The organism is Alloactinosynnema sp. L-07, from assembly GCF_900070365.1.
Taxonomy (GTDB): domain Bacteria; phylum Actinomycetota; class Actinomycetes; order Mycobacteriales; family Pseudonocardiaceae; genus Actinokineospora.
The window spans coordinates 4,372,496-4,392,586 of record NZ_LN850107.1; the positions used below are offsets into that span (position 1 = coordinate 4,372,496).

General features: G+C 66.3%; 19 protein-coding genes. 9 read left to right on the forward strand and 10 right to left on the reverse strand.

The features are described 5' to 3' along the window. Positions 1 to 51 precede the first annotated feature (51 nt). Positions 52 to 582: a hypothetical protein gene (locus BN1701_RS19665; RefSeq protein ID WP_054050967.1), complete on the reverse strand. Its 531-nt coding sequence runs from the start codon at positions 580 to 582 to the stop codon at positions 52 to 54. Positions 583 to 1,209: 627 nt separating this feature from the next. Between BN1701_RS19665 and BN1701_RS19670 the strand changes: the two genes are divergently transcribed. The 3 genes from BN1701_RS19670 to BN1701_RS19680 all read left to right on the forward strand — a co-directional run bounded on the left by BN1701_RS19670 (position 1,210) and on the right by BN1701_RS19680 (position 4,904). Continuing rightward, the gene (locus BN1701_RS19670) at positions 1,210 to 3,600 is read left to right on the forward strand and encodes a LuxR C-terminal-related transcriptional regulator (RefSeq protein ID WP_054050969.1); all 2,391 of its coding nucleotides are present in this window, start codon (positions 1,210 to 1,212) and stop codon (positions 3,598 to 3,600) included. A gap of 108 nt (positions 3,601 to 3,708) precedes the next feature. Beyond that, the gene (locus BN1701_RS19675) at positions 3,709 to 4,140 is read left to right on the forward strand and encodes a hypothetical protein (RefSeq protein ID WP_054050971.1); all 432 of its coding nucleotides are present in this window, start codon (positions 3,709 to 3,711) and stop codon (positions 4,138 to 4,140) included. Further along, positions 4,137 to 4,904 (forward strand): AAA family ATPase, encoded by a 768-nt coding sequence (locus BN1701_RS19680; protein ID WP_054055979.1) that lies wholly within the window; start codon positions 4,137 to 4,139, stop codon positions 4,902 to 4,904. The genes BN1701_RS19675 and BN1701_RS19680 overlap by 4 nt, the downstream gene beginning before the upstream one ends. A gap of 228 nt (positions 4,905 to 5,132) precedes the next feature. On the opposite strand, the gene BN1701_RS19685 is transcribed toward BN1701_RS19680, so the two are convergent. The 4 genes from BN1701_RS19685 to BN1701_RS19695 form a co-directional block, all read right to left on the reverse strand. Continuing rightward, positions 5,133 to 5,987: an aminoglycoside phosphotransferase gene (locus tag BN1701_RS19685; protein ID WP_067520790.1), complete on the reverse strand. Its 855-nt coding sequence runs from the start codon at positions 5,985 to 5,987 to the stop codon at positions 5,133 to 5,135. A gap of 26 nt (positions 5,988 to 6,013) precedes the next feature. Beyond that, positions 6,014 to 6,937: a radical SAM/SPASM domain-containing protein gene (locus BN1701_RS19690; protein WP_157368088.1), complete on the reverse strand. Its 924-nt coding sequence runs from the start codon at positions 6,935 to 6,937 to the stop codon at positions 6,014 to 6,016. Between the two features lie 129 nt (positions 6,938 to 7,066). Further along, positions 7,067 to 7,204: a hypothetical protein gene (locus BN1701_RS35720; protein WP_157368089.1), complete on the reverse strand. Its 138-nt coding sequence runs from the start codon at positions 7,202 to 7,204 to the stop codon at positions 7,067 to 7,069. 34 nt (positions 7,205 to 7,238) lie between these two features. Next, a complete protein-coding gene (locus BN1701_RS19695) occupies positions 7,239 to 8,507 on the reverse strand; it encodes a cytochrome P450 (RefSeq protein WP_054050973.1) in 1,269 nt (422 codons plus the stop codon). A 975-nt stretch (positions 8,508 to 9,482) separates the two neighbouring features. Here BN1701_RS19695 and BN1701_RS19700 point away from each other — a divergent pair. Then, a complete protein-coding gene (locus BN1701_RS19700; RefSeq protein ID WP_054050975.1) occupies positions 9,483 to 10,892 on the forward strand; it encodes a diguanylate cyclase in 1,410 nt (469 codons plus the stop codon). Between the two features lie 370 nt (positions 10,893 to 11,262). Here the strand turns inward: BN1701_RS19700 and BN1701_RS34430 are convergent, their stop codons facing one another. Then, complete coding sequence (locus tag BN1701_RS34430; RefSeq protein ID WP_082859936.1) at positions 11,263 to 14,529, reverse strand: MFS transporter; 3,267 nt, start codon at positions 14,527 to 14,529, stop codon at positions 11,263 to 11,265. A gap of 103 nt (positions 14,530 to 14,632) precedes the next feature. Continuing rightward, positions 14,633 to 15,457 carry a hypothetical protein gene (locus BN1701_RS35725; protein WP_157368090.1) on the reverse strand — a complete coding sequence of 275 codons (825 nt, stop codon included), beginning with the start codon at positions 15,455 to 15,457 and terminating at the stop codon, positions 14,633 to 14,635. Positions 15,458 to 15,747: 290 nt separating this feature from the next. On the opposite strand from BN1701_RS35725, the gene BN1701_RS19710 reads away from it, so the two are divergent. Next, positions 15,748 to 16,137 carry a hypothetical protein gene (locus BN1701_RS19710; RefSeq protein ID WP_054050979.1) on the forward strand — a complete coding sequence of 130 codons (390 nt, stop codon included), beginning with the start codon at positions 15,748 to 15,750 and terminating at the stop codon, positions 16,135 to 16,137. A 56-nt stretch (positions 16,138 to 16,193) separates the two neighbouring features. Here BN1701_RS19710 and BN1701_RS37405 read toward each other — a convergent pair whose 3' ends face one another. The 3 genes from BN1701_RS37405 to BN1701_RS19720 all read right to left on the reverse strand — a co-directional run bounded on the left by BN1701_RS37405 (position 16,194) and on the right by BN1701_RS19720 (position 17,833). Beyond that, a complete protein-coding gene (locus BN1701_RS37405) occupies positions 16,194 to 16,358 on the reverse strand; it encodes an asparaginase domain-containing protein (protein ID WP_197672233.1) in 165 nt (54 codons plus the stop codon). Between the two features lie 330 nt (positions 16,359 to 16,688). Next, a complete protein-coding gene (locus BN1701_RS19715; RefSeq protein ID WP_054050981.1) occupies positions 16,689 to 16,949 on the reverse strand; it encodes a DUF397 domain-containing protein in 261 nt (86 codons plus the stop codon). After that, positions 16,946 to 17,833 carry a helix-turn-helix transcriptional regulator gene (locus BN1701_RS19720; protein ID WP_054050984.1) on the reverse strand — a complete coding sequence of 296 codons (888 nt, stop codon included), beginning with the start codon at positions 17,831 to 17,833 and terminating at the stop codon, positions 16,946 to 16,948. The genes BN1701_RS19715 and BN1701_RS19720 overlap by 4 nt, the downstream gene beginning before the upstream one ends. 557 nt (positions 17,834 to 18,390) lie before the next feature. On the opposite strand from BN1701_RS19720, the gene BN1701_RS19725 reads away from it, so the two are divergent. From BN1701_RS19725 to BN1701_RS35735, 4 genes are read left to right on the forward strand one after another with little or no spacing between them, the layout of a single operon-like run. After that, positions 18,391 to 18,852 carry a hypothetical protein gene (locus tag BN1701_RS19725; protein WP_157368091.1) on the forward strand — a complete coding sequence of 154 codons (462 nt, stop codon included), beginning with the start codon at positions 18,391 to 18,393 and terminating at the stop codon, positions 18,850 to 18,852. Next, positions 18,849 to 19,343 (forward strand): hypothetical protein, encoded by a 495-nt coding sequence (locus tag BN1701_RS19730; RefSeq protein WP_054050988.1) that lies wholly within the window; start codon positions 18,849 to 18,851, stop codon positions 19,341 to 19,343. Before BN1701_RS19725 ends, BN1701_RS19730 begins: the two co-directional genes overlap by 4 nt. A 44-nt stretch (positions 19,344 to 19,387) precedes the next feature. Beyond that, entirely contained in the window at positions 19,388 to 19,603 is a 216-nt protein-coding gene (locus BN1701_RS36500) for a hypothetical protein (RefSeq protein ID WP_054050990.1), read from the forward strand. Then, positions 19,600 to 20,088 carry a helix-turn-helix domain-containing protein gene (locus BN1701_RS35735; RefSeq protein WP_067520793.1) on the forward strand — a complete coding sequence of 163 codons (489 nt, stop codon included), beginning with the start codon at positions 19,600 to 19,602 and terminating at the stop codon, positions 20,086 to 20,088. The genes BN1701_RS36500 and BN1701_RS35735 overlap by 4 nt, the downstream gene beginning before the upstream one ends. Positions 20,089 to 20,091 lie beyond the last annotated feature (3 nt).

Below are 20,091 nucleotides of genomic sequence, written 5' to 3' on the forward strand. Positions count from 1 at the left end.
CCTGGTGAGTTACCGGGCCGGGCCGTGTGGGTACTCGCGGTGGTGCTGTTGTCAGTTGTTCTCGGTGATCGTGATGAGGTGGACGTGGAGACCGGCTTCAGTAAGTTCGGCCAAGACCCGCTCGATGTGCGCGTTCTGGGCGGCGTGGACGCGGGCCTCAAGCCATCGGAAGAAGCGCTCGGGCAGCGGCGCGGGCACGCCGTCATCGCCGAGGGGGCCGGTGACGACGCAGTGGCCTCGGATCTGCGGCGCCCAGCCGTGTGCGCGCAGCGTCTTGATCCGCGACTGGGCCGCGTCGCTGACCGCGAGGTCGCCGGTGAGCGCGGCCTCGATCAACTCCTCGATCAGGATCATCGCGGGACCGTTGATCGGCGCCTGGCTGTCGGCCACCGCGCCGACCCAGAACTCGAGGATGCCGAGTTCGGTGTCGACGGTGCTCGGGGCGGTACCGCCGAGCAGTTCGGTAATGGTGACGAGCGGGTCTGGGCCGAGGATGGCTATCAGGCCCTGTTCGTGCGAGATCGTCAACGCGAACGGCGGGTCGACGGGCTGGGCGGACTGGGGATGGACAGTGTGGTGCACTTCGTGTTCCTTTCGGTGGAGGTTCAGGCGACGTCGTTGTGCGCGCGGGCGGCGAGGAGATGGCTGGCGGCACTACGCCGGGTCTCGCGGACAGGCCGGGAACTGTCTGCTTCGGCCGTGTGGCCAAAGCACAGACGACTCCACTGTGGACAGATGGGCGAGATGCCCGCGGCACGGACTACGTCGCCGTGACGACCGCTTGTCGAGTGGATCTGTTCGGTGTCCGCCTGTCCGGCTGGGGCGCACTTCGTCGGGATCGGCGCCGGGGGTGGTGTCAACCCCTAGCGGAGCGGGGTTGACACCACCCCCGGGGTCGATCACGGTGCGCCGCCCCAGCCGGACAGGCGGACACCGTGCCGATCAACCCACCGCACGCCTGTAACACATGGTTACCTCGAACGGGTCTACTTTTCGCGATTCACGCGTTTCCGCAGTTCAAACACCCGCTATCATTGACTCTGAGTAGCGACCGTGGCGAGAATGGGTTGATCGCGCCGACTGGGGAGTCGGCTGTCCGGGAGGGGGCTCGGGATGAGGGTGCGGGTAGTGGAAGGTGCTGGGCGCCGGCGACTCACGGAGGCGGGACGGCCCCGCACTGGGCTACGCTCACGGCCGTGACCTGCGCGAATGATCAGCGATGACGGGCCATTGAGCACTGTCCACCCTGGATCGCCGGGCGACCTGACGACATTCGTCGGCCGGGCGGATCTGCTCGCCGAGGCGACCGAGCTGCTTCTCGGGCCGGGCAGGCGGTTGGTGACCCTGGTTGGCACCGGCGGGGTGGGCAAGACGCGGTTGGCCAGAGAGCTGGCGGCGCGGGTCGTCGACACGTTCGCCCACGGCGCGGTCCTGGTGGACCTGACCGATGTCCGCGCCGCGGACGACCGGGTCGACGCCGCGGTTATCGAGGCGGTGGGCTTGTTGGACAACGCGACGTCCCCGGCTCGGGCTCGGTTGATCGAGCACCTGCGCGACAGGTCGGTGCTGCTGGTCCTGGACAACTGCGAGCAACTGGTGAGTCTGGACGGTGAGGGCGAGTTGCCGCGGTTGGTCAGCACCCTGCTCGCCACGGCGCCGGGGGTGCGGATCCTGGCGACGAGCCGGGTCGCGCTGGGGGTTTCGGGAGAGCGCCGTGTGCGGATTCCGCCGATGTGGGTGTCGGCCGGTGGGGACCCGGATGGGGCGGTCACCGAGGCGCTGGCCCTGTTGCTGGACCGGGCCGACGCCTACGACGTGACGATCGCGCAGTCGGACTATCCGCTGGCCAACGAGCTGTGTCGGATGTTGGACGGACTCCCGCTGGCCATCGAACTGGCCGCGGGCAGGCTCGATGTGCTGACCCTGGACGAGATCGTCGACCGTTGCGAGGACTCGATGCGGCTGCTGGTGCGCTCCGGCCGCGCCGAGCAGCGACACCACCAGACCTTGCACGCGACGCTGCGCTGGTCCTTCGACCTGCTCCTCGAGTCCGATCAGCGCATGTGGGTCATGATGTCGGTGTTCGACGGCGGGTTCGACCTGGCCGCGGCCGAGGGCGTGTGCGCCGCTCACGGCGTCGACTCGGGCGAGGTTCTCGACCTGCTGACCCGGCTGGTCCACGCCTCCTTGTTGACCACCCAGGCGCGGCGGGGCCGCACCTACTATCGGATGCTCGAGGTCGTCCGCCGGTTCGGCCATGAGATCGCCGATCCCGACGAGCTCAACCGGATCCGCGACTCGCACGCCGCCTATTACGGCAGGCTGGTCGACCGTGCGGCGCGCGAGTGGTACGGGCCGGACGAGTCCGAGTGGATCGACCGGCTGCGGCGGAACCTCCACAACATCCGCGCCGCGGTCGACCATCTCGTCGGTCAGGGCGATTGGATGGCCGCGTTGTCGATCGCGTGCGATGTGACCCGGACGCGAACCCACATCTGCGTGGGCCAGATCAACGAGGCGCGTCGCCTGCTGCGGGCCGGTCTGAACGCCCACCCTGAGGAGCCGTCGGAGCTCGAGGTCACCGCGGTGTCGATGTTGGCGTATCTGGCGATGCTGCAGGGCAGCCGCGAGGAGGCCGACCCGCTGCTGGACCGTGCCGAGCGGGTCGCGACCGCGATCGGCGCGCACGCGAGCCCGGCGCTGTTGTTCGCCCGCGGCATGCGCGACTGGCTGGTCGGACAGTCCAACGAAGAAGCGGCGAAAGCCCTGACCACGCTGACCGCCGCGATCGACACCCTCGGCGACACCGAGCCGAGCGAGCGGATGGCGATGCTGATCGTGCTGGCCATCGCCGCCAGCGTCGACGGCACCGAGCCAGCCGCGCGCGAGACAGCCGAGGCATTCTGGGCCGAGGTCGCCGAGTCTGGTGTGGACAGCGTGGTTTCGTGGGCCTTGTTCGCCAAGTCGATTGTCGCGTTGCGGTTCGGCACGCTCGCGCAAGCGCTTGATCTTGTCCAGCGGTGCCTGCGTCTCCAATACCCGAGCGAGGACACGTGGGGCCCAGCGTGGTGCCTGTGGCTGCGCGCGGTGATCGCCGCGCGGATGGCAGACCACGTCGTCTCGGCGCGCCTGTTCGGAGCCGCGCACGCCCGTCACCGTGCGACCGACGTCTCGATGAGTGGCCTGAAACCCTGGTGGCGGCTCCAAGTCGACGCCGAACGCAACGTCCGCCGCGCGCTCGGTGAGGACTATGACGTCGAAGTGGCGGTCGGCGCCGCACTCCCCTACGACGAAGCGATGGTGCTCGCCCTGGCCGTGCCGACCGAGAACGGCGACGGCGCCGGCGCCGGAGCCCACGGGCTCACCCAGCGCCAGCTGCAGATCGCGCGGCTCGTGGCCGACGGCCTGACGAACAAGGAGATCGCCGCCAAGCTCACGCTCAGCACCCGCACGGTCGAGAACCACGTGCTGCGGACCATCGGCAGGCTGGGCCTGGACGGGAAAGGTAAACCTGGGCTGGCGGCCTGGTACGCCGAGAACATCCACGCAGGGTCACCCGCGGCTACGCCGACAGGTTCGCTGGCACCCAGATCGGGTTGATCGCCGCGCGGGGGCGAAGCCGTGTCGGAGGATCCGCCAGTGATCGAAATGGGCGTCGTGGAGAAGTATGCGGCACACTATCTGCGGTAACACTGGGAGGCGGTTCGAGTGGGCGCGGTGCGGGCGCTGCCATCGGCGGCGAGTGTGCGGTTGACTGACACGGTGGCCGCGTTCCTGGACACGATCACGGTGGCCAACACCCGCGGGTACGTGATCGGGTTGGACCGGATGGTGCGCGACTTCGGTGCGGACTTGAATGTGCGGCTGCTGGATCCGGCCCGCGCCGAGACCGCACCGGACCCAGCAGAAGTCGACATGCCCGAAGACCCGCACGAGGCGGAGCTGCGGCACAACGCCGCGCGGCTGCTCACGGGCGCCTGGGTGGCCGGTCAGCTCACGGCGATCCCCCCGCGTGCCTGGCCCGAGGATTTCCCCCGGCATCGCCTGGCGGTCGCCGCCCGCGCCCAGATCCAGGGCGAGATCGACGAGAACCTCGACCAGCCCGGCGAGTGCCAGGGCGCCGAGGGCGGCTCCCGGTGAGCCGCGCGCGCACCCGTTCAGGTGGGTTCGTCGAGCAAGTCCGGCTCGATCCGCACGCGGACACCGGCAGCTACCCGTTCACGCTGCCGATCGTGCGCCACCTCGACCGGGTCGGCGGGCTGGAGCTGGACCCCGGGGTGACGTTCCTGGTCGGCGACAACGGCACCGGCAAATCCACCCTGGTCGAGGCGATCGCCGTGGCCGCGGGGTTCAACCCGGAGGGCGGATCCCAGTCGTTCCGGTTCGCCACCCGCGCCACCGAATCGTCGCTGGGCGATCACCTGATCCTGCGGTGGGGCACCCGCAAACCGCGCACCGGATTCTTCCTGCGCGCCGAGTCCTACTACAACGTAGCCAGCGAGATCGAGCGGCTGGACCGCGAGCCGGGCCCGTCGCTGCTGCCGGCATACGGCGGGGTGTCCCCGCACGAACGCTCCCACGGCGAGTCCTTTTTGGACTTGGTGACGCACCGGTTCGGCCCCAACGGGTTGTATCTGCTCGACGAGCCGGAGGCGGCGCTGTCGGTGAAGGGATGCCTGGCGTTGGTGGCGCGGATGGCGGAGTTGATCGGGCAGGGCTGTCAGTTCGTGGTGGCCACGCACTCGCCGATCCTGCTCGCGGTTCCAAGGGCGCGGATCCTGCAGGTCGACGGCGACGGGGAGATCGAACAGGTAGCCTTCGACGAGGCGGATCCGGTCACCCTGACCCGTGGGTTCCTGGATTCGCCGCAGCGGTTCCTGCGTCATCTGCTGGCCGATGAGTAGGCCGGGCGCGTGACCGGATCCTGGTGGTGGGATCTGGTGATCGGCGTGGCGGTGGCGTTGCTGGCGGCCGTGATCCCCGACTTCATCCCAATCGTGGGCTACGCCGACGACGCTGTCATCGTCACCGCCGTGCTGCGCGGGAGGTCCGCCCCGCGGGGCTCGACGCGGTGCGCAGGCACTGGCCCGGAACCGACGACGGGTTCGCCGCGCTGGCCAGGCTCACCGGGCTCACGCCGAGGTGAGGCGGGCCAGGACCTGTTCGGCGTTGCGGTGCAACGGAATCGCCATTCCCGGATAGTCGCCCTGGTCGACACGCATCAGCATCCGGGTGGTGGCGTACAGCTGGGCGAGCAGCCCGTCGCGGGTGTCCAGCAACAGGCCGAGTTCGGCGCGGACGGCGGCCGCGGCGGCGGGGACGAGCAGGGTGTGCACGTACAGGCAGGCCGCGTCGTAGCCGGCTGGGGCCGTGCCCCAGCCCTCCCAGTCGAGCAGGGCGCACTCCGGTTGCAGCAGGTTGGCCCAGTGCAGGTCCCCGTGGGCCGCGGTCCAGGTGTTGACGGTGGTGTCGCCTGCACGGTCGCCGAAGAACATCTCCACCCGTCTGCTCAGGTCGTCCTGGCCGAGGGCGATCCGGGTGGTGGCGGTCGCGGCGACTGCCGCGAGCGAGGACCACAACGCTTCCCACCAGGCTGGGGCCACGGCCAGCGGCTCGCGGAGCTCGGGGGTGGGTGAGCAACGGGCGCCAGGCATCAGGGTCATCAGTTCGGCGCGCACCGCCCAGTCCCCGTCGGTGAGGTCCCAGTGCCGCAGCACCCACGGCTTGGCTACCCCGGTTACGTCGTTGGCGTCGGCGTTGCCGGTCCAGAACGCTCCGCCCGCCCAGCCGTGTTGCTCGATGACCAGCCGCAGCCACCGCGGTCCGGCCGCTGTGGCGACCCGGGCCCCGGCGGACCGGTCGCGCCAGCCGAATACCAACGCCCCGTCGAGCGTGGCGTCGGCGGTGGCCGCGGCCTTGGCGTAGACGTCAGCCAGCCACGCCCGGTGCGCCGCGTCCGCCGCGGACAGCTCGTTCTCGCCGGTCATAAAGCCCAGGCTAATGCCGCCGGTGATCAGTAGCGGGGCCAGCAGGAGTTGGGTTTGCACCTGACCGGGTCACAGGTCGGGCTGCACCGCGGTGAGCAGGTCGGTTGACAGTGCGGGTTGCAGGACGGTGTGCAGTCGGGGTTGCACGGCTGGTTCTTCGGCGCGCAGTCCGGCTTGCACGCGCTCGGTGCCCGCCCGGCGAACGCGGCGGCCAGCTCGGCGCGCACCGCGTCGGCGGCTGGGCTGTCCAGGATCTCGGTGAGCTCGTGTTCGAGGACATTGCCGACTGGCAGCCAGCGGGAGAACACGCACGGCCACACCGCCCCGTCCGGGGAGATCGCGGCGACGCCGTCGCCGCAGTTGCCGCACAGCTGGTCGGTGCTTGGCGCCTGGTCGCGGACACCGCGACCGACCTGGCGCAGCCGGTCATAGCCGACCGCCGGGACACCGAGATCCACCAACTCGGTCTGGGCCTGCGTGGCGCGTTGGTCGCCGCCCATGTCGATCACTCCCGCCCGGAGCGGGATGCCCCGGCGCAGCGCCGCTGCGATGTTGGCTCGGGTGCGGGCGTGGCTGGGCCGCCGGGTGACCTGCGCGTGCTGGTCGGGGTCGTCGGAGTAGTAGCTGGTGGCCAGCGACACCCCGGGCCGGGTGAACATCTCCCACAGCGGGGCAGTGACGTGGACGAGGTTGGTGAACACCTCCACCTCCAGCCCGGCCGCCAGGGCATGGGCGATCAGCTCCCGCAGGTCCGGGTGCAGGGTCGGCTCACCACCGATGAACTGCACCATCCCGACCCCGGCGGCCGCGGCCTGGTCGATCACCCGCAACCAGTCGGCGCGGGTCATCGAGCCGTGCGTCCCCGACGGCCCGGATCCGGCGTAGCAGTGATCGCATTCGAGCTGGCAGAAGCCAGTCAATTCCAGCCACAGGAAGGAAATCCGCGCCACGCCAGCCCCCTGATCCTCGGTCCGGTCACCGCCGCCGATCAGTGTGACGCAGAGAACCGACAAGATCACCCCACGCGACTCGACCGGCTCAGTCGTGGCGGGCGAGTTCGACCGCCGAGATCAGCAGGATCACGACAGCGCGGGGATCAGCACGAAGTCCAGCATCAGGCCGCCGAGGAGGGTTCTAGTGACGGATCCGGCAACCATTGACGGCTCGCCGCAGCGCGATGGGGCGGCGAGTTCGTCGGTGAGGCTTGTCGAGCGCATGGCCCGATGATGCAGGATGTCGAGCTGGATGTGGCTAGTCGGTGTGCTCGATCGTATGCCGTCGGAGATCTCCGTGCCGCGGCTGCCCGAGGTCGACTGGGCCCAACACGAGTGGCAGCGCGAGCAGGCCGTTCATGGTCGCACTGGGTGCGTGCCTGGCGACGACGTCGAGCAGTCGCACCTTGGGGTACCGACGCGTCATACTCCCAAGCGCCACGGTGGCTGCGACTCGGGACAACGGCGCGCCGAAGCAATAGTGCGCGCCATGTCCGAAGCTCAGATGGGAGTTGGGTGAACGCTCGAGGTTGAGAGTGGCGGCATCCGGGCATCGAACGAGGTCCGGGTCACGGTTGGCCGCGTGGAGCCACACCAGGACGATCTCCCCGGCGGGGATCGGCTGGCCGCCATATTCGACCGGCTCAGTCGTGTATCGGTGGGTGGTCATCCGCATCGGCGTGTCGAACCGCAGGATCTCCTCGACCGCGGTCGGGAGCAGCCAGGGTGACTCGCGCAGCCGGTTCCAGCTGCCCTGGTGCGAGAGCAGGCGGAACACCGCGGTGGTGATCAGATTGGCCGACGCCTGAAAGCCGGTCAGCAGCAGGAACACCGTGCCCAGCAGTTCCTCGGTGGACAGACAGTCGCCTGCGTCGCGTGGGTGGATCAACACCGACAGCAGGTCGTCGCCCGGTTCGGAGCGCTTGTGATCGATCAGCGTGTTCAGATAGGAGCTCAATGCCCAGGTGGCGCGAACGGTCCGCGGTACGTCTTCCTCCATCAGCGCCGTCGTCCACTCGCTGAGCAGCTCGCGGTCGCCCGAGGGGATCCCCAGCAGATCGCAGATCACGGCGAGCATCAGCGGACAGGCCAGCGACGACACGAGATCGACCGGTTCGTCGACCGGCAGCGCGTCGAGCATCGACGCGGCGAGGACCTCGATCCTCGGCCGCAACGCCTCGACTCGGGCCCGCGTGAACTCCAGACCGACGATTCGCCGCAAGCGCGCGTGATCGAGCCCGTCAACGAACAGCATGTGCGTGTCGAGAATGCCCGCGACCTGGGCCATGTCGCCGAGCCGAGTCTGTTGCCCATCAATGATGGCGTGGATCGTGCGTGCGTCCTTCCGCAGCCGTGGGTCAGTCAGGGCGCGCTTGGCGTCGGCGTACCCGGTGATCACCCAGACCCGCACGCCGCTGGTCAACGTCGAGCGATAGACCTTCGACTGGGCGCGGAGCGAGTCCACCTCATCCAGTGGTCGATCCCAGAAACCGTCCGCGAACAGTTCACCGCCGCTCCGTGGCTCCACAGCGCGTGTCCCTCCATTGGACCTTTCGCCGCATCCGGCCCCGAAAGCACGCCCTGGACGGCCAGCACGAGGTGAGTTATGCGTGGCCGCCAGGGCCTGCTCTCCCCCAGCGAGTGACCAGCACCTGACCCACCCCCATCGCGGCATCGGTTCGCAGGGGCGAATCCACACCGCGGGTCAGTTGCCGACCACATTCATTCGGTATTGCAGGTTCCAGCATGGCCCGAGAGCTGCTCCAGCGCCATCCGAAATTGCACTCAAGTGGACCCAGACCTCATTACTCAACACCCAGTCAGATTGAGTAATGAACTACTCAAGCCAGGCGCAGATTGAGTACTCGACCACAAATGCCTGGCGTCGACGAACGCAGAACGTGCATGCCCTTTGAGTACAATCAACCGTACTAACCCGATAAGGTGATTTCGCAGAGAGTTCAGTGACAATGTCGCCTACCAATAGCCTCGTCGCTTAGATTTGAAATTGCCCGTGGGGGGCGAAAGGCGTTGACTGGGGGCGAAAGATGTCGACGGCACAAGCTAAGCATCACGGGCGGGCGTCCAACGAACGGCGCCGTGCTCGGTGGACGGCAACGGAACGGGCCGCCGCACAGGAGCCGGGATGGCTGCGGGCAGCGTTGCGCGCGGGCCAGGGCACCGGCGAGGACGCAGGCGTTCCTTCCGGCCTGCTTCGATCACCGGCCCCGGCCGTCACGATTGTGCGGATAAGGTGCGGCGGATCACATGTCTCGGTCGCCCTGGCTCATGGCTATGCCTCCCTTCGCGGCGGCCCACGCTCGGGTGGACACGAGCGCGCGGGAAGTGCGGCGACCCGTGCAGGCGAACGGCGCGGATCCCGCGACAGCCGTGCACGGCACGGGACGCCGGGCATGGCTAACTCCCATCCGCTGCTCGGTGTCTCCGATGCGGGGGCAGGTGGCGGCAGGTCCGGTGGGCCTTGTCTGCCGCGGTCGGGGTCGTGTTCGGACGGGCCGGGGTCAGCGTGTCACGCAGCGGGTTCGTCGTGAAGGGCCGTACGCGGGACAAGAACCAAGAACAAAGTGACAGTCTGTGGGACCTTGGCGGCGCGACCATCGCGGTCGTGCTGCTCATCGACCTGATCGGCGCACTGGCCGTCACCGCACGCGCGATTGGCGCCGCGCCGCCAAGGCTCGCCGATTGGTTGTTGTTCCTGGCGCTACTGACCGCGGCCATCGTGTACGTGTGGCTGACCCGCCCCGTCGAAGAGCGCAGGCGCGGTGCCCGACTCGCCCAACGCACGGTCGAGCACGTCGATCAGACGTCCATCTTCTTTGCCGCAGCAGGGCTGACGCTGCCGACACTGTTGGCCGTTGCGCTGGTCGTCGTGATCCGGTATCGCCGTTTCCTCGTGGCTCGTAAGCCCATCGGGCTGTGGACCAGCAACACGTTCACGGTCCTGCTGTCGGTCGTCGGCGTCGGTTGGGTGCGTGATCTGATCGGTGGTGCGACCTGGCTCTCTGGCTCATTCGTGGCGGATCTGAGCACGGGAGTGCGGAGCGGGGTCGTGCTCGGGGCCGCGATCGCCGTCTACTTTCTAGCCCAAGCTGTTCCCATTGGGCTGTACCGGGGCGTTCGATTCGGAGCGTGGACCCTGGGGGCGACTCTCGGCGCGCGCGAGGACAACCTGCTTATCGTGCACACGCTCGTCTTGGGCATGTTCGCCGCACTGGTGACTGCGCACGCGCCGATCTTGCTGCCCGTCATAGTCGCGCTGGCGGTACGTGACAGCAGAATGGTCGGCAGATTGGCCACGACCACGGCCGACGCATTGACCGATCCTTTGACCTCGTTGCCCAATCGTCGAGCGTTCGATCTTCATGCGACGGTGGCGCTCGAGATCGACCGGGCAGGTCGCCAACCCACTAGCCTGCTCATGCTGGATCTGGATCACTTCAAGGCATGGAACACGACGTTGGGCCACTTGGGCGCCGACCAGGTGCTGGTCGCCGTGGCCGATATCCTCCGCAAGGTCAAGAGGAAAGGAGACCTCATCGCGCGGTGGGGCGGCGAAGAGTTGGCCATGGTGCTGCCGAACACCGACCCGCACGGCGCGGAACAGATCGCTGAGCGAATCCGTGTCGCGGTCGAGGACCTTCGACTGGCTATCCGCAAGCCAGCGGGCGGGGTGGTCGTCTGCCTGGGGACCGGCGGCGTACCAAATTGCACGATCTCGATTGGCGCCGCGACCTCCCCGCATCACGCAGTTGACTTGCCCGCACTTCAAGAATGTGCGGATCAGGCTCTCGAACTGGCGAAACAGCTGGGTCGAAATCGAGTGGTTTCCTTCCAGCCGCGAGGGAGCGAAAGGGTATTGCCGGCCGTCGAGACCCAGGAATCCACTAATTAGTCCGTTCTTCTACCCACCGCTTGACCTGCGCGCCCGCGCTGTTGGTCCATTCGGTTGACGCAACGCCAACAGCCGACCTTGCCACCCATGTAACATAGCGTGTACAGCCAAGTTCGGAGGGAAATAGAGGGCCGATTGGTAGAGGAAGCAGGGAGCGTGACTGGACAGCGGATTCGGTTGCCCGGCGGCGAGTTCACAGCCAATATGGTTCGCGCCACATTGTGCCGTCGAACAGCAACGTCGAGGAGATCCAACTCGCCCATCGTGCGTGGGCTTGGCTTGACCCCATAACCCGCAGTTCTCGGCAACTACCCGTAGCGCGTAGATCACGCCCGACGTCTCGTACGGCAGGACCCGGCCACCTGCTCAGCTAATGGACCTCGTCGTCCGTCGAGGTCGTCGTCACATCGACTCGCACGAACTGAACGAACACCGCACTGATGAGAGCGAAGGCAGCCGCGATCACGAACACGGCTACATGTCCGCCCGAGGTCGAGGCCGCGTTGAGAGCGACCACAAGGACGAGAACCTGCGGGAGGGCGCTCGCCGTGTTGAAAACGCCCAGGTACGCGCCGTGATGGTTTCGATCGGGCAGTACCTTGGTGTTTAGATGGAGATCGGTCGGGGCAAACAGTCCCGAACCGACCCCGAGAACCGCCGCCACGCCAACGATGAGAACCCACCTCAGCGAGGGGCTATCTACAAATGCAATCGCGATCAAGCACATCAATCCGGCGGCCATCACGATTCCCGAACGGGTCACGTAACGCTTTAGTATAACAACCTCACTACCAGGCAACTTCTCAGCCCGAGGCCCGAAGGATAAAGCAGCAGCACCCACGAAGAAGCTCGTGACCGCCATACTTAATACCATTGACGGAAAAGACCCTACCTTCTGTCCGACGGTCTTCAAGAGATAGAACGGGAGATAAGCGACGCCAACGGTGAATGCAGCCTGGAACGAGAGGCGCGCCGTAAAAGCCATTCCCATGTTTCGATTCCCAAAGATGTGCTCCCGAAATATCGCCACCAGGCGTGGTCGACGCCCTGGTGCGGCCGTGCTCATCGGTGTCTCGTCGGCGCCAATTAGGATCGGGATGGTGAGCACCACTGCCGTAATCCCGACGATGATCCATGGAAAAGGCGAGTCAGGCCGAAGCGAGAGGGTTACGACTCCCCCAAGCATCGGCCCAATAATCTGTGCGGCGCCGAACATCGTCACGGCTCCGGCAAGCTGTCGGCGAGTAAGCTTGTCGACCATTAATGCTAATAGCCCGGCGAGCATCGCATTGAGGAAGGCCTGAGCGACGCACCAAGCAATGAGAATCTGCCACCAGTTGGCGGTAAATCCGATCCCAGCAACGGCCAAGCTTCCGCCGATTGAGCCGACGAGAATGAACGGCCGCCGCCGACCAAACTCGCCCGTCGTGCGGTCTGACCAGTACCCGGCCATGATGTTGACAATGACAGCCACCATAGCGCCAGCAGCCAGGATCCACCCGTGTTCGACACTCCACGCGTCGGGCAGCATGGCTTGTAGGCGCCCGGGCAGGAGGAGTGCGATGGGAGTACTGAACGCTAGCCAGATTCCGTAGCCTGCTAACGCGAACTGCACCAGCCACTTTGTCGGCACACGTCCGCTCTCAAGCAGCTGTCTCTCCGCCTCTTCACGTTCAGCGAGGCGCTCGCTCACCCTTTCTGATACGACCGCCGACGCTACGCTGCCAGGCAACAACCAACTGAGAATCCCGAGACCGATGCTGCGGACCATCTTGCGAGACCTAGCTATCAGGTTTCCGAGGCCACTAACGGCGGTGTCATAGTTGCCCGAGCGAGTGGCCAGATATACCACGATGACCAGGACTATTGGGGCGAGCGCAATTATGACGCCCGGGCCAAGCCGCGGCGCCAAGGCAACGACGGCCACCACCGGTATCCCGAGTCCAACGAGCCAGCCATCATTGACGGGGAGGCGCGCTAGGACGATGCCTGTCAAACACCAGATTACGGCTCCAGCAGCGACGAACCATTCACCGTGATCAGGTAAAGAGCCAATCCTTCCCCGCTTAGCAATCTCATGCCACAGCACGCCCCCAAGAACAACTGCTGCGCATCCGGCAGCAATATGGGCGATGAACCATGGAGACCGAATCAGATCACGGTCCAATAGCCACCGTTCGCGGTTGGGCTCGGCCGCGATAGCTGGCAGCTTGGACCGGTATCGGTAGTGATTCCATAGGGACGTGACATGACTTTTCTGAGATCCTTTACCGACGGCAGCTGGCGTTGCCAGAGTCGAGCCTTCAAAGAGCCAGACCATAGTGACATTGGCGATGCCTAGCATAGTAGAGAATCCAAAGAATGAGGCGAGGACCTCGGGGGAGCGCTCTGTCGCACCGGACCCAAACCACAGACCCGCGGTCGCACGGAGACCGTAGCCTAGCCCGACGAGTAGATAGACAACGTGCTCCGGGATCTTTGGCTTCTTCAACGCTTGAGCCGCTCTACCCGCGCGAGTCCCCCTTTTGGTAACGACGCGTGCCGCTTCATACACGAAAGTGTGGACAAGAAGCGCCAAGAGAAAAACGAGCCCCCAACCGACGGCGCTTCCACCTTTGACCAAAAGCGTAACCACGGCGAACGCGATGCCGAGGCGGGCGACCACCATGATAGCCACGAGGCGAAGTGCGGGATCCTCAGGGTCATCTTTGTTCCAAGGTATCCGGCCGCGCGCTTTAGCTTGGGTATGCGCCTGGTCGTGGTCGGCATCCCGCAAGTCGTTCCACGCATACCGCGCCTGATATGCGAGCGGTTCTAAAGCCACCCAAAAGATTAGCGCGTTGATGAGGGCCTCAGTGCTTGGATCGTAAATGGCGGCACCCACTCCACAGGCGACGAGGTAGTAGGTTGCCTTGATAGCGTCAGCTGGTCGCGGCCAAACGAGATATCGAATGAGCGCACGTCGAGGGGTCGCCCCGGCACCCGCGCCGCCTCGCTCCTCGGTCCATCGCAACACCTTCGCAAAGAATCTAGTCGGACTGGAACTGGTCGACCAGATCACCCACGAGATGAACGGACAGTACACCATCTCAAACAGCAGAATTCCGCGCTCGATGTAGTGATTGTCGATTTCAAGGGTGAGCTTGAGAACAACCGCCGCGGGAACGGTCAACACGACCGCGTATATGAACCAGTGGGCAACAGTGATTCGGTTGCGCTGGCGTGGACTGTTGATCGCCCGTTCGATGCTGCCGATAGCAGGCAACCGGATAACGGGCGCAGGTCCATCGTTTTCTCCGTGAAGGCTGCCCCCGAGATCGGTATTTGCGAGATTGGCAATCCGCTCCTCAACCGCGCGCATGTACAGCTGCCTAGCCGTTGCCGACGCGAAGTAGACCGCGGCATAGGTACTAATGGCAAGCGCGATCCCGCAGAGGAGGACGCGAATACCATCATCCATTTTGACGTTGTCCGAGAGCAGCAGGATCCCGCCGAGAGCCGTGACCGCAGCGAGGATGATCGTCGTATGCTGCGTCAGAGTATGCCGATTGTCTTCCCTGCCCGCCTCGTATTCGGTGATCAGAACGTCGAGATCATCGCTTGGCGACTCAGTCCGACGCCAGCGGTCGAGGAACATGGCATCCTTTCTACAAGCACGGCAATGTCACAAGCTGGCGGCCATCTCACTCAAGGCGGAACGACACGAGGTAAGGATCCGCTCGCAGGCGCAGATCGGCCCACTACCCTCGACACTCGGCGAGTCCCAGACCACCGCGATACTCGGGAGCGACATACACTTCGGCGAGATATCCTGAGCGATCTCCAGGCAAGAGTGCGCGGTACCACCGCGAAGAGGAATGTTTGTGAGGGTTGCGATCAATTCCCTCGCTCGACAAATCTGCGTTCGACATCGTCGCGCCAAACACGAAGCAATCTACGACGAGGGCTGCCCCCGACGACATGTCAGTATCTTCGAGCTTGCATCCATCGCGCCCGCAGAACGGGATGGGCTTTGACGACAAGTAGGCCGGGGTGAAGTCCTCCAGCAACTCGGTGCCAATGGCCACCTTGTTCTGGACCACGATCGCCACCGGGCGAGAGGACGGCGGCGAGACGGCCGTACTCGACTGATCCTGCGTCGGCTCCGTAACGAAAAAGGTCACCATGACCGACAGCGCGGCGGTGATCACCAGGATCCCAACCCCAGCCAGCACCAGCCAACGACGTCGAACTGGCGGTCGCTGCCGTGGTGGCGGAGGACCGTCTGTCGGCGCCGCGGTATCCAAAACGGGCGGCGTTGGCGGCAGCAATACAAGGCGGTCGTGACGCGCCCTCCACTCCTCGAGCTCTGGCGCCTGCACACCTGCGGCGGTCAGTACGTCGATCACGAGGTCGAGCTTCGGGATCCCGTCCTTGATGGCTCGGGCGATGGTCGACTTGGCCCAGCCGGACTTCTTCTCGGCCTGCCGCAAGGAGAGGTTGCCCCGCCGTAACGCTTCGGCCAGGTCGGCCCGGAACGCCTCAGGACTGTCGATTTGTCTTCGTCCGTCGGAAGTGTCGGTCACCCGGCAAGCATGCCGAAGGCGTTGCTGCGCCCGATAGCAGCGACCGGGCGATCTGGCATCCACCAGGCAGGTGATCAGCTGTCCCGCCGAATGTCCCGGGACACCCTGGCCCAAGCGGGACAAGGTCCGCGGACCACGACATCAGTCGATCGGGACACGCACGTAGGACGGACCGAATCGGCCCAGGGACGCCAAGCCCTGTCGACCACAGGCAGCTCGCTGCCAACGTCGTTCTCGGCGCAGGCACTCGCCGCTGCCGCTCATCCCGAACCCGCTCTTTAGGAGACATCATGTTCAAACGTGCGTTGAGGATCTTCGCGCTAGCCATCGCCGCGCTGGCCGCGCTGCTGCTGCCCGGCACCGTCGCCACCGCATCGAACTCGGGTGCCGACACCGTGGCTGCCTGCCGGTACGCCACCTACGCCCCGGCCAGGAGCGGCAGTAACGTCACGGGCTGGGGCGAGAAGTGGGAGTGCGGCGGCAGCACCAGCTGGACCATCACCCTGCAGCGGCACCGCGGCGGCGGCTGGTGGCAGAACGAGGCACGCAATTACGCCACCGGCGACGGCTGGGTGTCGGTCACGGCGGGGTGTGTACCGGGCACTTGGACCTACCGCACGATTCTGGAGTCGAACGTGGGCCACAAGACCGTGAGCTCCCACGCGGCTATCAGCTGCTGATCGCCTTGAAGTAGCTCGGACGCGGTGGGCGCCGGACAACTGTCCGGGCCCCACCTTCACTCGATCGTGTCGGTGCCTTGCTTGGCCACCACGCCGTCGATGCCTTCGCCGCAACGAATGCGGACGGTGTCGGCGAGGGCATGGAGGTCATCGAAAGTCAATGAGGCGCCCGGCTTGCGGCGAAAGTCTTCGACTTCGACGACGATCCCGGTGTCCGCCAGCCCCTGGGACGGCCGCCACGAGTTGGTCCGCGGACAGAGCGGGCACCATACCCCCGGCGTCGGTCTTGGACATGGCGATGGCGCCGCCTAGACCGACCACGGCAACACGGCGCCCCGACAGCTGGGGATCAGACACCCTGGAATTCCTTCGACCACGTCCGGATACCGATCGGCAGCCTACTGCCGGCCGTGGTGTTCGCCGAGGTTGCCGACGCCAGGTGAGACGCCACCGGCGAGTTGCCCAGTGTCACCCGGTCGGGCAGCATCAGACCTGGGTGTCTACGCGCACACGCCCCGACCCACTAGTCCTGGGTCGGGGCGTGTTGCGTTCTACTCGGTGATGCGGCCGTCCCGGACGGCCGCGATCAGAGCCCGGCCGCGGGCGCCGGTCAGTTCGAGCACCGGTCCCGAGATGTTTTTCGAGTCGCGGATGCCGAACAGGTCGTCGGCCTGGGCGATCTCGACACAGGAACCGCTGGCGCCGCCGCTGAAGCTGGACTTCCGCCAGGCTAGCTCGACGCAGGAACCGCTTTCGCCTCCGCTGAAGCTGGACTTGCGGAAGCTTGCTCCAGCCCAAGACTCATAGATCATAGTTTCACCTCCTTCAATGCGCGTTGGATGATCGCACGCGACGACTTCTGATCAGCGGCGAGATCGCGCAGAGTGTCCAACGCGTGCCGATACTGCTCGATGTCGCGAGCGTCTTCGACGTACTCCCCTCCAGTGACGAGTTCGACGTAAACGAGTCCTGGATCATCTGTCTCGGTCGGGAAGTCAAGGAGGTAGAAGGATCCGCCATCCTGAGCCGGGTTGGGAGCGGCATCGAACGGCAGGACGAGCAGCTCTATCTGCGGCCGCCTGGACGCCTCGATGAGGTGTTTCATCTGCTCGATCATCACGTGACCGTCACCGCGCTTGCGGTAGAGCACAGACTCATCAACCACGGCGACAAGCCGTGCGGGCTCGTTGTCGCGATCAAGAATCTGCTGACGGCCCACGCGAACCTCGACCAGCTGGGCGACCTCGGCCTCTGACAGGTTGGGATTGCCGCTGATCACCGCGTGCGCATACGCAGGGGTCTGCAGCATCCCAGGCACGGTCCTGCAGTCAAAGCTCGCGAGCTCCGTCGCGCCGAACTCGAGTCCGAGAAACAGGTCGAACCACTTCGGCACGTTGCCGGAAAGGGATGCCCACCAACGATTGGCGTTCCTCGCCGCGGCCAGCAGCTCCCGCATGAATGGGATGCGGTCGCCCTTGCCGTAGAGGTCGAGGAGAAGTTCGAGGTCCGACGCTGGCGGCAGCCTGTCGTTCTCGATGTTGCTGATATGCGCTATCGATCGGCCGATGCGCGTGGCGGACTCTGCCTGCTTGAGGCCAGCCTCATCTCGCCATCGCTTGAGCGAGAGGTTGATCATGCGCCGGAACAGCGCCGGGCTGCCTGACTGCAGCGCTCGTGGAAGTCCTGACTCGTTCACACAGCCACCCTTTCGACTCGGCCGAGTCTATAGCGGAGAGATCACCCGATCGGACGTACGATGTCGGATTGACGTTGTGAATTTCACAGCGCAAAGTTTACATCGGCTGGTTCACACTTGCGCCAGCCCCAGGAGCGCCGCAGGCGTAGACACCCCATCCGCAACCTGCGGCGTTCCTGGCCCATCGTTTGTGCACCTGGAGGCGTTATGTCAGCGGTGCGTTCGACTCCCGGCGGGCGGGCTGAACCCCCGACCCGTCCGCTCGCCGGGGTTCCATCCCTGATCCGGGCATCCGGTTCCTGCTCGTGCGGCTGCGTGGTCCCCGCCTCCCGGACCGCGCGCCCGAGCAGTGCGGATGCCGTCCCGGCCGGTCCGCGCGACATTCCCCCGACCGCCCTGACCATGCGGGCGCAGTCGCGCGGACCGGCCCTCCTCGGGACATCACCATGGCGGGCCGCCTCGTCTGGCCTGCCCAAGACTCCGACGGTCCCGTCATCGACCTCGTGCAGCGCAGTCAGCGCCGTGGGCGACGGCGGCCATCGACCTGGAGGTCGATCATGAACTCTCTCTTGACCATCCCATGGCGAATGCCCACCGGGAACGATCTCGCGACCACGGTGTCCGCCTACCGGAAGCTGGGCTGGGACACGTTCCCCGATGAGCACGGTTCGATCATGGCCGGGGTCGGCGAGCGATTCGACGTCGCTACCTTCCCGGATGCGCTGGCACCGGCGTTCCTCAGCGAGCTGCCCGATGCGCCGGTATTCGTCGACGCCCGGATCCACCGCTGCACAGTGCTCACGTCGGTGGCGTGCGACCAAGTCCGCGATGTCGCCCCTGATCTCGCCGAGGCGCGGGTTCGCGCGCTGCCTCGGCGGACGCCCGTGATGCTGCCGGTCTTGATGGAGGACGACTGGGACGGGCATCGCCGCTGGTTGGTCGCGCCCGACGCTGCGGTGCTTCCGGGGTGGGACGAGACGATCGCCGCGATCGGGCGTGCGATCGAGGTGGCACGATGACCGCCGCCACGGCACCGAGGATGCCGCTGTACGAGCAGGGTTTGCTGCGTGCGTTGCGGATGGTCGACCGCGGCCGGATTGGCGCGTTCGGGCTCACTGCTCCGCTGGGTTTCCACTCCGGCGACGTGCCACCGTCATGGCTGATCAGTGCCTTGTTCGTGCTGCGTCGTGACGAGTTGGCCGCACTGGGGCCTGCCGAGTCCGGGGACGGGTGGCGGCCCGCAGTGCTGACGTCGCTGGGAACCGCTCTGCTCGCGGCGTGGAACAAGCGGCTCAGTGACGCCAAGCCGTACGTCCTGGCTGTCGGGACCGTCACCCCGGTTCTGCACGTCGTCGCCACCGAGGATCACCTGCCCCGGGTCGCCGACACCGACGATGGTCCGCGCTGGATCGCGCTGTGCCGTGGGCTGACGCGGCCGGAGCGTGCCGATCGGACGGTCGGAGTCGTCCTGTGTGAGCGGTGCGCGCTGGAAGCCCGAGGTGCGGCGTGAGCGCGGCGTTGGCGCGGTCCCTCCCTCTAACCACGGAGCCCGAGATGGACTACCCCGCCGAGACGGCGTGCTGGTGGGGCAGCAGCCCGCACTATCGGGGCCGAGCCCACCTGATCGTCGGCGGCGCCCGGTCCGCGCTGTGCGGGATCCTGGTCGACGAGTCCACCGGCTACCGGCCCTTTGGCCGCACCTGCCCGGAGTGCGCGCTCGCCTACGTCGACCGGTTCTTCGTCCCAACGACCCGCGGCTGGCCGTCGTGAGGGGACGATCCCCCGCGGCGGGCGATCCTCGGGCCGCGCAGTTGGGCGCTGAGCTGCGCTCCGCACGTCTGGCCCGAGGGTGGACTCGGTCGGAGATGGCGGCTCTTCTGCCGTTCGACGTCACGTTCCAGACGTTGGCCAGCTATGAACTGGGCAACCGGCACTGCACGGTCATGCGACTGCTCGACCTGTGCGACAGCCTGGAGGTCTCGGCCTCCGAGGTGGTCGGCGTCGTGTCCTGCCACGCCGGGGACTGCCCGGCTCCGACGGGGATCGTCGTCAGTTGCGCGGTGCTGGCGCGCACGACGCGACCGGCGCTGCATCCGTTGCGGCGCTGGGCGAAGACCATGGTCACGCGCGATCCCAGCCGTGACCGCGTGGTGCTGTCGGACGCGGCGGTGGTGATCGCCGCCGAGCTATGTGGTCTGAGTCCGGCCACGATGGACGCGCACCTGCGTACATGCCTGAAGTACTCCACCCGATGATGG

Bases quoted from the DNA above. Each gene is read 5' to 3' on its own strand.
- BN1701_RS19670 (WP_054050969.1), top strand. From the start codon at position 1,210: ATGATCAGCGATGACGGGCCATTGAGCACTGTCCACCCTGGATCGCCG.
- BN1701_RS19685 (WP_067520790.1), bottom strand. From the start codon at position 5,987: ATGACCGGCGAGAACGAGCTGTCCGCGGCGGACGCGGCGCACCGGGCG.
- BN1701_RS35720 (WP_157368089.1), bottom strand. From the start codon at position 7,204: ATGCGCTCGACAAGCCTCACCGACGAACTCGCCGCCCCATCGCGCTGC.
- BN1701_RS34430 (WP_082859936.1), bottom strand. From the start codon at position 14,529: ATGTTCCTCGACCGCTGGCGTCGGACTGAGTCGCCAAGCGATGATCTC.
- BN1701_RS19710 (WP_054050979.1), top strand. From the start codon at position 15,748: ATGTTCAAACGTGCGTTGAGGATCTTCGCGCTAGCCATCGCCGCGCTG.
- BN1701_RS19715 (WP_054050981.1), bottom strand. From the start codon at position 16,949: ATGATCTATGAGTCTTGGGCTGGAGCAAGCTTCCGCAAGTCCAGCTTC.
- BN1701_RS19725 (WP_157368091.1), top strand. From the start codon at position 18,391: ATGAACTCTCTCTTGACCATCCCATGGCGAATGCCCACCGGGAACGAT.
- BN1701_RS19730 (WP_054050988.1), top strand. From the start codon at position 18,849: ATGACCGCCGCCACGGCACCGAGGATGCCGCTGTACGAGCAGGGTTTG.
- BN1701_RS36500 (WP_054050990.1), top strand. From the start codon at position 19,388: ATGGACTACCCCGCCGAGACGGCGTGCTGGTGGGGCAGCAGCCCGCAC.